General features: G+C 67.4%; 11 protein-coding genes. All 11 read right to left on the reverse strand.

The window, feature by feature from the left end; all coding sequences use genetic code 11:
* On the reverse strand, positions 1-1,130 hold a 1,130-nt coding region (locus tag Q9Q40_09915; protein MDQ7007539.1), incomplete at its 3' end, for a hypothetical protein.
* A gap of 298 nt (positions 1,131-1,428) precedes the next feature.
* A complete protein-coding gene (locus Q9Q40_09920) occupies positions 1,429-2,688 on the reverse strand; it encodes a GNAT family N-acetyltransferase (GenBank protein MDQ7007540.1) in 1,260 nt (419 codons plus the stop codon).
* Positions 2,685-3,818 carry a glycosyltransferase gene (locus Q9Q40_09925; GenBank protein MDQ7007541.1) on the reverse strand — a complete coding sequence of 378 codons (1,134 nt, stop codon included), beginning with the start codon at positions 3,816-3,818 and terminating at the stop codon, positions 2,685-2,687. The genes Q9Q40_09920 and Q9Q40_09925 overlap by 4 nt, the downstream gene beginning before the upstream one ends.
* Positions 3,818-5,176 carry a hypothetical protein gene (locus Q9Q40_09930; GenBank protein MDQ7007542.1) on the reverse strand — a complete coding sequence of 453 codons (1,359 nt, stop codon included), beginning with the start codon at positions 5,174-5,176 and terminating at the stop codon, positions 3,818-3,820. Before Q9Q40_09930 ends, Q9Q40_09925 begins: the two co-directional genes overlap by 1 nt.
* Positions 5,177-5,179: 3 nt before the next feature.
* Positions 5,180-6,547, reverse strand: a complete 1,368-nt coding sequence (locus Q9Q40_09935; GenBank protein MDQ7007543.1) for a polysaccharide deacetylase family protein — start codon at positions 6,545-6,547, stop codon at positions 5,180-5,182.
* On the reverse strand, positions 6,544-7,200 hold the full coding sequence (locus Q9Q40_09940) for an acetyltransferase (GenBank protein ID MDQ7007544.1): 657 nt from the start codon (positions 7,198-7,200) through the stop codon (positions 6,544-6,546). Before Q9Q40_09940 ends, Q9Q40_09935 begins: the two co-directional genes overlap by 4 nt.
* A complete protein-coding gene (locus tag Q9Q40_09945; GenBank protein MDQ7007545.1) occupies positions 7,197-7,922 on the reverse strand; it encodes a sugar transferase in 726 nt (241 codons plus the stop codon). The genes Q9Q40_09940 and Q9Q40_09945 overlap by 4 nt, the downstream gene beginning before the upstream one ends.
* Positions 7,919-9,160: a lactate racemase domain-containing protein gene (locus tag Q9Q40_09950; protein ID MDQ7007546.1), complete on the reverse strand. Its 1,242-nt coding sequence runs from the start codon at positions 9,158-9,160 to the stop codon at positions 7,919-7,921. Before Q9Q40_09950 ends, Q9Q40_09945 begins: the two co-directional genes overlap by 4 nt.
* Complete coding sequence (locus Q9Q40_09955) at positions 9,153-10,436, reverse strand: glycosyltransferase family 4 protein (GenBank protein ID MDQ7007547.1); 1,284 nt, start codon at positions 10,434-10,436, stop codon at positions 9,153-9,155. Before Q9Q40_09955 ends, Q9Q40_09950 begins: the two co-directional genes overlap by 8 nt.
* Positions 10,437-10,440: 4 nt before the next feature.
* On the reverse strand, positions 10,441-11,757 hold the full coding sequence (locus Q9Q40_09960; protein ID MDQ7007548.1) for a DUF362 domain-containing protein: 1,317 nt from the start codon (positions 11,755-11,757) through the stop codon (positions 10,441-10,443).
* A complete protein-coding gene (asnB, locus tag Q9Q40_09965; GenBank protein ID MDQ7007549.1) occupies positions 11,754-13,739 on the reverse strand; it encodes an asparagine synthase (glutamine-hydrolyzing) in 1,986 nt (661 codons plus the stop codon). The genes Q9Q40_09960 and asnB overlap by 4 nt, the downstream gene beginning before the upstream one ends.

Genomic DNA, 13,739 nt, shown 5'->3' on the forward strand with positions numbered 1-13,739 from the left:
TCCTCTACCTCGATGCGAAAGAGAATCGGGCTTCCATCCTCGAGACCATCGAGGTCGTTTGCCGCGGGATCCGGGGACTTGTTCTGCCCGTTGATCACGCATCCCTCGCCGGTGGCTCCACTGAATGCCGGTGCGTCCTCGACCCTGGCGTTGGCAATCAAGGGAGATCCGGAGATCGTTCCTCCTATCGGGCCCGACCCGCGGAACAGGCGAATCGTCGGGTCCGCGACCGCACCGCCGGTCCCCGTCCAGTCCGGCTCGTACAGCACTTGGGCGAAGTACGTGTAGACCGTACCTGCGGCGACAAGGGTCCGCGTCCGCACGTCAACGCGGTCATTGATGGGGGTACTGCTACAGCTCGAATTCGACGGAGGGTTCGGCTGATCCGTCGTACAGTGGGGCTGAAACTCCAGTTCCACGTAACTGTGCGAGTCCGGGAGGGTCGGCTCATAGACCAGCTCGCTGTTCGCCGGGATCTCAGCCACCCACTGCCCGCCGCCGAGATCGACAATATGCGCGCCGTTCTGACCCGCCGTACCGAGGTCATCACGCCACAAGCCATTGGGCCCCAGACCGTCGCCACCGAGCAGCGCATCACTGTTCCTGTCGCGTTTCGGGTCGCTGGGCGGGCGGTGAAAACGATCCTCGATCTGACGATCGATCGGCTGCGTGACCGGTGTACTCGGAAATTCGGCAGAGGTCGAAGGTTGCCTATCCGGTACGCCGTCGGCCGGGTCCACGTCGAGAAACCCGAAGAGATTCTCGGCAAAGCAGTTGCACCCGCGATCCGTCGTGTTTTCCTTGCACCAGGCCACCCGGAACCGATGCTGCTTGCCGGGGATCAGGCCCGTTGCGCCGAAAGTCGCAACTTCATCGCCGGCCGCTGTGGCGCGTTCCACCGCATCGTAGGACTCGTGGGTCCACAGCTCCTTCCATTGACCCGCGGCATCGTCGTACCACTCCGCCAGCACCGAAACAGATCGGTAGGCCGCCATGTTCTCGATCGGGTCGGCCTCGAGTTTGAGTTCTTGAATCAAAGGTTCGGACGGGACCCAGTCCGTAACCACCGGGGCGCCAGGCTCCGCACAGGGGTAAGGATCCGGGACCGGATCACAGTCGAACGAATCCATCGGCGGCGGATCCGGCAGGGTCGTCACCACAGCATGGAGAACGGGGTCCGGCAGACAGGTGATGTCATGGGTTTGGGCCGAAGAAGTCACGGCGAACAAGACAAGACAAGACAAGACTGATCATCGAACCACGGGGCATGGTTGTTCCTCCCTTTTGATCTCGGTAAGCTACGACGAAACCTGCCCTCGAGTCAACTGCAGCCGCGAACATTCCCGAATTGCACCCGTTCCAACCACCGCCGCCCGCTGGGCGGGGTTCGCTACGCTCACCACCGACCCCTGCACGTGATGGCAGGCTTCAGGAGGCGCTACCACCTTGCATGCGGCGGCGGAAGGTGGCTAAGGCCTCGCGGAGTTGCTCGAAGGCGTCGCGGCCGAGGGCGAAGCGTAGAGCGATGGCGGGGGGGGCTGAGAGGTTGGCGCGAATCCAAGCCCAGGACGACAGCCGACTGCGGCGGATCAAGCTCAGGGCCTGGGTGTCGCGGCTCTTTCGGGTCCAGCGGAACTTCCACGCGTCGGTGCCCCGCAGCAGGTTCATCTCCCGGGCACCGAGAGCGATCAGCTTTTCCAGCACCACGCCGGTCATGTAGTGGCCGGGCGACCACTTGTGATAACGGGGCGAAAAGCCCATCTGGTAGCCGTAGTAAACGCCTGCGTCGAGATAGCCGAAGTGCGTCGCCATGGGAGCACCGTCCACGTAGAGCAGCCAGAAGTAGAGCTGACCACTTTGCACCATGCGCTCGGCCAGGTCCCTGTGGAAGACCAAGTAGTCCTGTTTGCGGAAATTTCCGCCCCTGTCGGTGGCCTCCATGCGTTCCTGATGCAGCTTGGCGAGGGCTTCGATGCCCGCGGCCACGTCCACGTCCACTCCCACTTGTTTCCACTCCACCGAGAGGTCGCGCTCGATCTTGCGCCGGTAACGACGAAGCTGCTGGCGGAAATGGGAATTGCACGACTTGAGGAAGGCATCGAAGGAGTCGGGCAGAGTGATGTACGGACAGCGTGCCCGGCGCTCGACACGCGACTCGAAAACTCCCAGTCGTTCCCACTGATCGGCGAGCAATAGCATCGAGCCGCCGGGACTCAGCTCCGAGAACTCCGCGTACTCCCACTCGGTATCGGCTTCCAGCGCCGCGAGTAACAGGGGCGCGACCTCGCACTCCCGGCCCCGCTCCACGATGGCGTCGAGAAAGTCCGGGTTGACCACGTCGCCAAAGCCCATGTTGCGCAGCACCCGCACCGTGCCCAGGCGCAAGGTCCGCACCTCGAGGTAGAGCGGCAGGATCGCCACCGTCCGGCCCTCGCCGTCCCGCACCACCCAGACCCGGGGCTGCCTCCGCCGGTGGAAGTGCTCCCACCAGGTGCAGAGGAAGGTCCAGCTCATGAACACGGAGCGGGTCCGAGAACGCTCGAGCAGGGCGTCCCACTCCTCTCGCAGAGCGGCGATGGGCTCGAGGCCCACCGTCAATCCTCCCCTGCTCTGCCGACGCCCGGCAGGGTGGGGGGCCGGCTTCTCGTGGCGCTCGACGGGGGCTTTGACGGCAACGACTTGGCTCATCCCAATAACTCCCGGTAGAGATCTTCGGTCCTGGCGACCATTCGGTCGAGGGCATATTCGGCGACGGCCCGCCGGCGAGCCGCCTCGGCCAGGATCTTCGCCCGGCCGGGATCGGCCAACAGGTCGCCGATGGCACGTCCCAGGGCCAAGGCATCTTCAGAGGGCACGATGACGCCGCACGCCCCGCCTGCCAGGCACTCACGGGCCCCTCCCACATCGGTGGCCACGATGGCCTTGCCCGCGGCCATCGCCTCGAGCAGGGCATTGCTCATCCCCTCCGAACGGGAGGGCAGCACGAAGAGATCCGCGGCAGCCAGCAGGTCGGGTACGTTCTCGACGGCTCCGGGGAACAAGACGCGCCCTGCGAGACCCGCCTCGGCGACCTGTCTGCGAAGCTGCTCCCCGAATCCCGGGCTGACCGTCCCGGCCAGCACCACCCGCAGTTCCTTCTGCTCTTCGAGCAGGGGCGCCATCGCCTCGAGGAGCAGGTCCTGACCCTTGACCGGCTTGAGGGTTCCCACGGCCAGAACCACCCGCTCACCGCTTCCCAGGCCCAGCAGGCGGCGGCCGACGGCCGGGGAACCTCCGGCGAAGGTCTCCACCGCCACCCCGCCCGGAATCGTCAGCACCTTGGCCTCCGGCGCCCTTTCCACCTGCACCGTAAAGCGCTCCACCGCCAGGGAATTGGCCACGATGCGGTGGACGAAGCCGTTGGTCAGGCGGTAGGCCCGCAGGTGGTGGGGCCGGTGGGCCTTGATCGCCCGACGGGTGGTGATCACCGCGCGGGGAAAGCCCAGCCGACAGGCCAGCATGCCATAGACATCGGCATCGAAGAGGAAGGTATGGACGACGGCAATCTTCTCCCGCCGCACCAGCCCGGCAAGGCCCAGCAGCCGGACCGCGGCGGAGGGCCTGCGCAGGGGCCCGGCGATCTTCAGCTCGGTGACCGGAATCCCCTCCCCCCGCAGAGCCTCGGCCCAGTCTCCGCCGCGGCCCAGCACCGCCACCCGGGGCTCGAACGCCTCTCGGGCCAGAAGACGGCGGGCGAGGGTCATCAGGGCCAGTTCGGTGCCGCCGGGGCCCAGGGAGCCGGTCAGCAGCAGGACCCGCGGCTTGCCCGCTTCCACCATCAGCGACTCAGGGCGCCTTGCCCCGTGGCGTCACCGATCAGCGAAACCACGAAGCGACGCTTGCCGGAAGCCAGGCGGGGAATCTCCTTCACCTCCAGCAAGTCGAAGCTCATCGGGGAACCCAACTGCTCGGCCAGGGTCCGCTCGAGCCGGGCCCGGCGCTCGGCGTCGTAGGCCGGCCCGGTGACGATCTTGATCTGCAGGTGGTCCCGCCGATCCTGGATCACCTGGAACTGTTCGATGGATTGATCGAAGGGACGGAAGATCAGCGTGAAAAAGGTGCCACCGAAGGCCCTGCCGTCGGGAGTCACCACCACGTCCAGGCTGCGGCCCTCGACACCGGCCAGTCGCGCCCAGGGGCGGCCGGAAGCGTCGGCCTCCTCGTTGAAGCAGCCCCGATCACCGATAGCGTAGCGCAGGATCGGCATGGTCCGGTTGTCCAAGTCGGTGATCAGCAACTCGCCGGTTTCCGATGCCGGTGAAGCGGGCTCCTTTTCCACCAGCAGGCGCATCTCGCACAGCGAAAGGCCACCGCCGCCGGGAGCGTCCGAAGCAATCATGCCGAACTCCCGGCTGGCGTAGCGATTGCGCACGGGAGCGCCGAAGTAGTCTTCCAGCTCTTCCCGCACGGGCGGGTAGAGGGCCTCCGCGGAAGTGTAGAGCAGGCGCGCCCCCACCCGGCGGCAACGTTTCTTGCCCATCGACCGGGCGATGTGGGCCAGGATCGAGGGATAGGAGACGATCACCTCCGGCCGGAAGCTCTCGAGTCGATCGAAATATTCAGACAGACGATCCTCGTCCACCCCGTAGACCGAGAGGAAAAGCCGTCCGCCGATGCGATCGTAGATCCGCGCGGCCCGGGAGGGCTTGGCCTCGAGGGACGCCCCCCACAAGATCGCCGTCCGGGTACCCGGGTAGACCCCGTCCCATTCCTCGGTCAGCCGCCCTGCAGCCCGGCGGCGGTCGTGGGTCTCCATGTCGATCACCAGCCAGACGTTCTTGCCGGTCGAGCCGCCGGTGGACTTGACGGTCGTCGGCCGGGTGGGTTTCAGCGAGGAGGTCACCCGCTCCGGATGACGGTTGATCAGATCCTTGGTCATCGGGGGCAACAGCCGCAGGTGCTCGGGTGCGGTGAAGTCCTCGGGCCGCGCCCCCAGTCCATCGAGCACTTCCTTCCAGTGGGTCGTGGTTTCGTAGGCGTGGCGCACCAGGTCCTGCAAACGCTTCCAACGCCAGGCCAGCAGCTTCTCCCGGCTCCATCCATCCATCTCCCGGAACTCGGCCAGATACTCGTGATAGCGGCGCGAAGTCTTCCAGGCGATGGCACGATCGACGAGACCCACCAACTTCGGATGCATGGCTCAGCCTTCCGCTCCCGGCGGCGTACGCCGGGCGGGTCTGATGAAGCGGCGATAGAACCAGATCGCCTTGATCGGTACTTCCATGTAGAGGTTGCCTCGGTTGCGCTCGATCTTCATGGCGAACGAAGCGATCCACGGCAGCGCGGCGCGGGCCTCGCGAAAGAAGGACGTGGCCGAGACGCGACCGATACGGGCAGGATCGGTGCCGGCGAAATTCCGCGGCTGCTTCATCCGCGAAGGCAGTGTGGCGGCCTTGTAACCGCACGCCTCGAGCATGGCGAAGGCCTGGGGACATGTACCGCCATTGGGCCAGCACATGAAACGCACTTCCCGGCCGGTCAGATCCTCGAGGATCTTCCGCGATCCCTCCAACTCGTCCCGCAGCACCTCACGGAAGGCCTGTTCGTCTACCTGGCCCGCGGGGGGCGGCGCCTGCTGTCGATGAGCCGTGACCACCTCTTCCAGGTAATCACGCCAACGAGGCTCGTCGAAGAACCGTTCGCCGCCCTGGCGGGCGACGAAGTCGGTCAGCACCGAGGGCAGGGTGGTGTCGACCCGGAACTCGGGACGGGCCAACCGCAAGTCGCTGCGGTACACCGGCTGGCCCCAGGGTAGATCGTGATGGTCGATCTGCTGGAACCAGAAAGGCTTGCGCTCGGGAAAGGCGTTCCACCAATTCCAACGCAACTGCCTGAGAGGCAAGCCCGGGCGGTGGAAATCGATGATCTCGTCCGTCACCGGAACCCAGGTGTGAGTCCGGCCGTGAGATTGCACGTCGAGCAGGCCGCTGGCCGACAGCGCGCGAATCTCCGCCCGGTTGAGATAGCCGTAGACCTCCAGTTCCTCCTCGCGAACCTCCCCCGACCAGACTTCCCGCAGGGTGGGCCGGACGGTCTCACCGGGCTGAATGAAATCGGTGGGCACGAAGACCGTTCCCGTAAAGCCGTATTTCTCGAGCAGCGGGGCGGCGTAGACCCAGTTGTCCAGGTAGCCGTCGTCGAAGGTCAGAACGATGGGCCGCTCGGGCAAGGCCTCGCCTGCGCTCAGGTGGCGGTACAGCTGGTCCAGGGTGATCGTGGTGTAGCCGCGCCACTTGAGGTACTTGAGATAATTCTCGAAGTGCTCGGGGGGACACCAGACGCTGAAAGTCTCGGGACGGTCGGCCCGGAAACCGGAAACCGAATGGAGCATCACCACCGGGGTCTTCACCGGCCTGGTGTCGAGCAGCAGGGCCTGGGCCGCCACCACGCCGAGCCCCAGCGCCGCGGCCGCGGGGACACCTCCCCCGGCAGCCAGACCCACGGTCCCCACGCCTGCGAGAACCAGGCCCGCCGCACCGGTGACCTGTCGCGGGCTGGGGCGCCTCATCGCAAATTCTCCGGCATCTTGCGGGCCGGATTGCCGAAATAGAATTCCCCCGGCCCCACATCCCGCAGGATCACGCTGCCCGGGCCGATCCGCGCACCGTCGCCCAGGGTCAATCCCGGCACGATGGTGGCGTTGGTCTGCACCTCGACTCCCTGCCCCAGGCTCACATGGCCCGTTATGTTCACTCCCGGGGCCACGGTGGAGTAGTCACCGATCCGGCAATCGTGGCCCACGGTGGCGTTGAGGTTCACGGTGGTGTGGCGGCCGATGCGGGTGTCGTAGGCCACCACCACACCGGCGCCCACGATGGCGCCCTCTTCGATGTGCACACCGGCGGCGGTGATCACCGACGGATGCACCGCCGTTGCCCACCGAACTCCCCCGGCCGACAAACGCTCGTCGAGACGACGCTTGGCCCCGGGAGCGGCCAGGGCCAGGATGCCCCAGAGCGGATCGGTTCCGGCCCGCTCGACGAGCCACGCGGTGGGGCCGAGCAGGGGCAGGCCGGCGACGGGCCCGGTAGCGGCCGGCCCGTCATCGACAAAGCCGATCACTTCGGGAACGTCGAGGCCCGCGGCCCGGCGGGCCCGCAGGATCTCCAGAGTGCCCTTGCCATGGCCGCCGGCACCCACGATGACCAGCTTGCCGCTCATGACTTCTCCACGGACTCCGCGGGAGCGGGAGCGGTTTTTTCGGCGGCCTCCGCCTCGGCCTCCAGCCGGCGGCGGCGACCTTTCCAGTAGTCGGCGTCGGCAATCATGTTCGAGGCGGTCAGCACCGAGGGCAGGGTCTTGAGGATGATCTTGATGTCCATCCACAGGCTCATGCGGTCGATGTACTCCACGTCGAGGCGGATGCGCTCGGGCCAGGGGATGGAATTGCGGCCGTTGACCTGGGCCCAGCCGGTGATCCCCGGCCGCACCGTGAGCCGGCGGCGCTGAAACTCGTCGTAGAGTTCGGCCTGGTAGGCCAGCCCCGGCCGGGGCCCGACGATGCTCATCGCCCCGCGGACCACGTCGAAGACCTGGGTCAGCTCGTCGAGGCTGAGCTTGCGGATGATCTTGCCGACGCGGGTGATCCGCGCGTCGTTCTTCTCCACCAGGATCCCCGCCCCCTTGTGCTCGGCGCCGGTGCACATGGAGCGGAACTTGGTCAACTGGAAGGGCCGACCCATGTAGCCGATGCGCTGCTGCCGGTAGAGCACGCTGCCGCCGTCCTCCAGCTTGATCAGCAGGGCGATCAGCAGCATCAGCGGACCGGCCAACAGCAACACCACGGCCGAGATCGACAGATCGAGGACGCGCTTGCCGAAGCGCACGTACCAGCCCGGTTTCGGCCCCTGGACTCCTTCCATCGCGTAGGGCAACCCGCTCACGATTTCTCCTCCTCGACGAAGGGCAACGCCAGGGGCGCGGTGGGAAAGACCAGCATCCGTCCGCCCCCGGGGTGGCTCTCCTCGAGCCGCCGGCAGACGCTCGGCCAATCCCGAGCGTGCTCATAGCCCTCCCAGAATGATTTGAGGACATCGTGCCGGGAGAGCAAGGGGGCATAGACGATCAGCCGCCGGCCTTCCAGGTAGGGTCGGGGGACGGGCTCCCGGTAGATGCGCCCTCCGGGCCCGTGGACGCTGTGATAGCCGCGGCCGAAGGGGCAGGCCGCCGCCACGATCACCGTCCCTCCTTGCCGGGCGGGAGGCTCGGGACAGGTCCGGTAGGCGTTGAAGGCGTTGCCCACCTGCAGCAGCTCGGCATCCTTGGGGTAGGCATTGAGCAGCACGGCCTCGGCACCGGGACGCACGGGTGTACGAAACACCCGCCGCGCGAGTTCCACCGCCTTGCGGTGGGCCGCCACCGGGTGACCGTAGAAAAAGCCCCGGGCCTTGCGGTCGGCGCCGGGAACGATGTTGACCACGGCCTGCAAGCCGGCGGCCAGGGCGATCTCTTCCATCTCCGCCCGGGCCCGGTTGCCTTCCACCACGCCCAGGCCCGCGCCGGACAGCCCGGTCACCGCCGGGCGGTGGTTCATCTCGAGGGTTTCGATGCCGGCCAGCCCGGGCAGGACGATCTTGCCTCCGCCGCCGAAACCCGCGTAGGGGTGCGGCACCACCGACCCCACCGCCAGGCGTACGTCGGCCTCGGCGAAGTTACGGTTGATGTGAATCGGCAGGCCGCCCTTGGAGGTGCCCAGATCCACCAGGTTTTCGTAGGGGTGATGGTTCCACACGTCGCATTCGCGCATCACCCGCTCGCCCAGCTTGAGTTGCAGTTCGTGGCGATGCATCGGGCCGTGACCGCCGAGGGCCACGATCACCTTGACGCGGTCGGCGGGGATACCGCCCTCGGCGAGGCGATCGAGCAGGGCGTCGAGCACTTCCCCGGCCGCCGCGGGCCGGGTGATGTCTTCCACGGCGATCGCCGCCGTCTTGCCCCGCCCCGCGAGTGCCTCGACGCTCGGCGCATCGACAGGAGCCTCCAGCGCCTGGACCAGGGACGGCCCCGTGGCGCCACCATCGATCTCCGCGGTGTCCACGCTCCAGCCGGCGGGCAACGGCAACTCGATCCGCCGCTCCTCGATCCAGGCGCCCCAAGGCAAGACCACGCGATCGTTACTCACGACCGACCTCCCGCAACAGACAGGAGGGGCCGGCGGCTCCCGAGGTGGAGTCACCGGCGGCCGGTCCGCCGGTGATCTCTTCGAAGCTTTTGAGCACCTTCCAGGCCAGGTCCCGCCGCTGGTAGCGCTCGAGAATGTAGCGCCGACCCGCCGCGCCCATCGCCCGGCGCTCGCCCTCGTCGAGAGCGGCCATCCGCACCATCGCCTCGGCCAGTGCTTCGGGCTTCTCCGGCGGCACGACGAAGCCGCAGCGGGCTTCTTCGACCAGGTCGGCCATTTCGCCGGCCGCGGCGACGATCACCGGCCGACCGGCCGCCAGGTAGTCGAAAAGCTTGTTGGCCAACACCATCCTCTGGAAGTCCACGTCCCAGGTGGTGACCACCAGGGCTCCCGCCCGGCGCAGGCGCTCGAAGGCCTCCCGCTTGGACAGGGCGTCGACGAAATGCACCCCGTCGAGTCCCTCCCGGCGCACCCGCTCCTCGAGCTGCCGGCGCTCGTCACCGTCTCCGATGAAGATGATCTCCACGGGCTCGTTACGCAGGTGCGCGGCAGCGTCGAGGATCTGGGGCAGGCTGTTCATCCGGCCCAGGGCACCGCAGTAGACGACTTTCAGCGGTGAGTCTTCGACCTCCACGGGACTTTCCGCCGCCTCCAGCATCCAGTCGTCCACACCATTGGGCACCAGCAGAATCTTCTCGGAGGCGACGCCCTCGTCCACCAGTCCCTGGACGATACCCCGCGTCACCGCCACGATGCGCGCCGCGGAACGGTAGAAACGGCGGGACAGCCAGGCGGCCAGCCGCACCGGCAAGGCCCTGCCGGAGAGGACGCCGGCGACCACCGCCGATTGGGGCCACAGGTCGCGCACCTCGAAGACCCAGGGGCGGCGCCGTACCAAGGCGTTGAACCAGCCGGGCAGCCCCACCGTCAGGGGAGTCGAGGAGGCGAAAATCACATCGGCGGGGCCGCCACGCACCCAGCCCACCAACGCCGCCGTCAGGGCGTATGAGAGGAAATTCAGCAGGCGCTTGCGAAACGAGCCCCGAATGCCCGCGTAGGACCAGACCCGCAACAAGCGGATGCCTTCGACCTCTTCCCGCACCACCAGCCGGCCACGGTAGTTCTCCGGCACGGCGAGAGTCTTGTGGTTCACCGCGCCGGTGATCACGGTGACCTGGTGGCCCTCGCGGACCCAGGCCCGGGCGAACTGGTAGGCCCGGGAACCTCCCGGCTCGTGGGGCCTGTTGAAGTACTGCACGAAGTACAGGATTCGCATCGTTTCAGGTCATCCTCTCGACTTGCGCGTCGCCGGGCGCCAGGGTGCCACCCACCTTCCGCCGCGCCTCCTCGAGGAACTTGTGAAAGGGACCTTCGGCACGGTCGGGGTCGTTGAAGCGCAGGAAGGGCGCCCCCCGCTCCCCGGCCTGGCGGGTTGCCGGCAGGAGGACATCCCGGGCCGCCACCGCATCGAGGGTCACCGGGTCGTCCGACGCCAGCACCACCCCGGGGCGGGCCGAGTAGGCCTCGAGAGTGCGCGAGCCGAAGCCGACCCACTCGGCGGTGACGATGTGCAGGTCGGGCCGGCGCACGGTCTTCATCCAGTGCCCCAGGGCGCCGCCGGTGTGCTCGAAGTCGATGGCCTTCTCCTCGGGCAACACGCGCCGGATCAGCCGCCCGGCCACCCCGCCCGTTTTCTTCGCCCAGCGCCAGGTGGCGTGGGAGGGCCGCATGCCGATGTAGTGGGTATTGAAGAAACCCGCGGGCTCGGGACCCTGAAACCCGCAGGTCATGTCCACCACCCCCATCAGGTTCTTGATCGAGGCGGTGACCCCTGCATAGCGGGAATGGTGATTGATCGAAGAGATGTTGATCATCTTCAGCGGCCGGCCGGTGGGCTTGCCGTCGCGGTGGATGCCATCCCGCAGATCCACGGTTTCACCGAAAAAAGGTGAGGTGAACACCGGCCAGGTCATCGCGCAGCGACTGCCGGCGGGGGTCGTGTGGTACTCCTCGAGCCACCAGCGGTAACCATCGCCTTCCGGACCGTCGAGGCGACGGCCACCACCTGCGTCCCCCTGCCAGGGCTCGGGGTTCTCGCCCGCATCGTGCCACTGGACATGACCCACCCGCTCGTGCCCCTGCTCTTGGAAAGAGCGCACCAGGGCCAGGTAGTTCATCCGGCCGTTGGGCCTGTCGGTGGTCCAGCCCCGCGACAGGTCCTGGCGGTAGTGGTGATTGTCGGCCAGAACGATCTCACCGGAGAAGCCGCCGGGACGATCGAGCACGGCACGGATCAGTTCCGCCAGCACATCGGTATTGGTCATCCCCTGGGCGTACCACTGGGCGTTGACCTTGAACAGCACCAGGTCCTCCGGACCGATCAGCGATTCGACGCCGCCCCACCCGTCGAGGACGGCCCGGGCGTTGTCCTCCGGCGAGCCCCTGCGGGCCAGCACCACCCGCTGACTGGCGGCCGGTACCGGACCGGGCGCCGGAGCCGCCTCCTTCCCCGCGCCTCTCGAGCAGGCGCCGGCGGCCAGGGAGAGGCCGGCAAGTTCCAGGAAACGACGGCGGGGCATGACTTCGGGCTCTTTCATGCTTGCTTTTCCTCGGTGCTCAGGCCGCGCATGTGAAAGTCCTCGGCGGGAACGGGATCGGGCCGCCACCGGCGCCAGGTGCGGGCCAGGGAGTGAGTGCTGAGCACGCCCACCAACGCCATGGTCTCACGCTCGCCGAGAGGCGTCGGCGAAAAGGCCTTGGCCCGCAGGCGCGCCAGGCGACCGGGATCGAACAGCCCTTCCCGGAGTACAGCCTCCTCCGAAAGCAGTTCCTCGGCCAGCCTGCGGCCGAAACCGTCGCGAAACGTCCGTGTATTGGGGGCGATGTAGGGCCGCTTGTGACGCCGCAGAAGAGACTCGGGCAGCAGATCCGCGTGGGCCTGCCTGAGGATCCACTTTTCCTGCAACCCACGCAGCTTCAGCCGCGGGTCGAGACGAGCACTCCACTCCACGATGCGATGATCGAGGAAGGGATAGCGTCCCTCGACGCTGTGGCCGAGACTCATCCGGTCGCCCTGGGAAGAGAGCAGGTGGCCGGCGAGAAACACCCGCGCCTCGAGGTATTCGGCCCGCGCCAGCGGGTCCCGCTCGGCCAGGGCCGCTGCAAAACGCTCGAGAATGCCGCCGGGCACGTCGTGACCTTTCAAAACCTCCCGCATCCGCGGCGAGAAGAATCCGCGATTCTTGACTCCATTGCGCCACGTGGGCCGATGGGAAAAGCCGGGATCGGCCGCGTTTTCGATACCCTCCCGGTAGAAGGCCTCGAAGAAGGCGGCCGCGCGACCCGAAGCGCCGGGAGCGAAAGGATAGAGCTTGTGCAGCAGACGGGGCCGCAGCCGGGACTCGGGACGGCGTCCCCACCAGGCCCGGATCTTGGTTTCCTTGAAAATGTCGTAGCCGCCGAACAGCTCATCGGCGCCCTCGCCGGTCAACACGACCTTGCGTGAGCGTCCGCGCACCAGGCCCGAGAGGAGGAAGAGCGGCACCGGGGCGGTGCGCAGAATCGGCTTCTCGGCCATGAACACCACCTGCTCGAAGGCCCGGGCGATCGCCTCGTAGTCCACCTCCACCTGGAAGTGCTCGGTGCCCAGAGCCTCGACCGCCTGGCGCTGCTCGGCCCGCTCGTCGAATTCGGCGTCGGTGAAGACGATCGAGTAGGTCTCGAGGGGCGTGTCCGTGACCGTGCGCACGAGGGCCGTCGCAATGGTGGAATCGAGCCCCCCCGAAAGATAGGCCCCGACAGTGACGTCCGCCCGCAGACGCAGGCGGACGGAGTCTTCGAGAAGCTCACGGAGTTCGCGGGCCGCCCGACGCGGGTCGCTCAGTCGCTCCTCCACCACCGGCGGCGGCGGCAGGTCCCAATAGGCGCGCACCACGGGTTCGCCCTCCGCCGTGGCCACCAGCAGATGGCCGGGCGGCAACTCGTTGACACCTTCCACCACCGTCCGGGGCGCGACCGTGGTCCAGGCCACGAAGACCTGGTCCAGGCCGCGGGGGTCGAAACGAGGCTCGACGCCGGCGGCGAACAGGGCCTTGATCTCCGAGGCGAAGAGCAGCGCGCCGTCCCGCTCGCTCCAGAACAGGGGGCGGATACCCATGCGATCCCGGGCCAACAGCAACCGGCGACGGCGCGCGTCCCACAGGCCGAAGGCGAAATTGCCGTTGAGGTGATCGAGGAAGTCCTCGGGCCACTGCTCGTAGGCCCGCAGCAGGACCTCCGTGTCGGAGCGGGTCCTGAAGACCCAACCCAGGCCCTCGAGGCGCTCGCGCAGCTCGAGATAGTTGTAGATCTCCCCGTTGTAGGTCAACCACACCGAAGCGTCGTCGTTGCCCATGGGCTGGCCGCCCGCGGAAAGATCGATGATCGACAGGCGGGCGTGGGACAGGCCCACGGATCCATCGACGTAGCCGCCGAATTCATCCGGTCCGCGATGACGCAGCGCCCCCGCCATGGCGGCGAGGGTGCCACGCCCCACCGGCTCTCCATCACGCCGGTTCCAGATGCCCGCGATTCCGCACAT

This window comes from Acidobacteriota bacterium (assembly GCA_030949985.1).
In the GTDB taxonomy this organism is placed as follows: Bacteria; Acidobacteriota; Polarisedimenticolia; order J045; family J045; genus JALTMS01.

Bases quoted from the DNA above. Each gene is read 5' to 3' on its own strand.
- Q9Q40_09935 (MDQ7007543.1), bottom strand. From the start codon at position 6,547: ATGAGGCGCCCCAGCCCGCGACAGGTCACCGGTGCGGCGGGCCTGGTT.
- Q9Q40_09940 (MDQ7007544.1), bottom strand. From the start codon at position 7,200: ATGAGCGGCAAGCTGGTCATCGTGGGTGCCGGCGGCCATGGCAAGGGC.
- Q9Q40_09960 (MDQ7007548.1), bottom strand. From the start codon at position 11,757: ATGAAAGAGCCCGAAGTCATGCCCCGCCGTCGTTTCCTGGAACTTGCC.
- Q9Q40_09925 (MDQ7007541.1), bottom strand. From the start codon at position 3,818: ATGGTGGAAGCGGGCAAGCCGCGGGTCCTGCTGCTGACCGGCTCCCTG.
- Q9Q40_09920 (MDQ7007540.1), bottom strand. From the start codon at position 2,688: ATGAGCCAAGTCGTTGCCGTCAAAGCCCCCGTCGAGCGCCACGAGAAG.
- asnB (MDQ7007549.1), bottom strand. From the start codon at position 13,739: ATGTGCGGAATCGCGGGCATCTGGAACCGGCGTGATGGAGAGCCGGTG.
- Q9Q40_09955 (MDQ7007547.1), bottom strand. From the start codon at position 10,436: ATGCGAATCCTGTACTTCGTGCAGTACTTCAACAGGCCCCACGAGCCG.
- Q9Q40_09930 (MDQ7007542.1), bottom strand. From the start codon at position 5,176: ATGCATCCGAAGTTGGTGGGTCTCGTCGATCGTGCCATCGCCTGGAAG.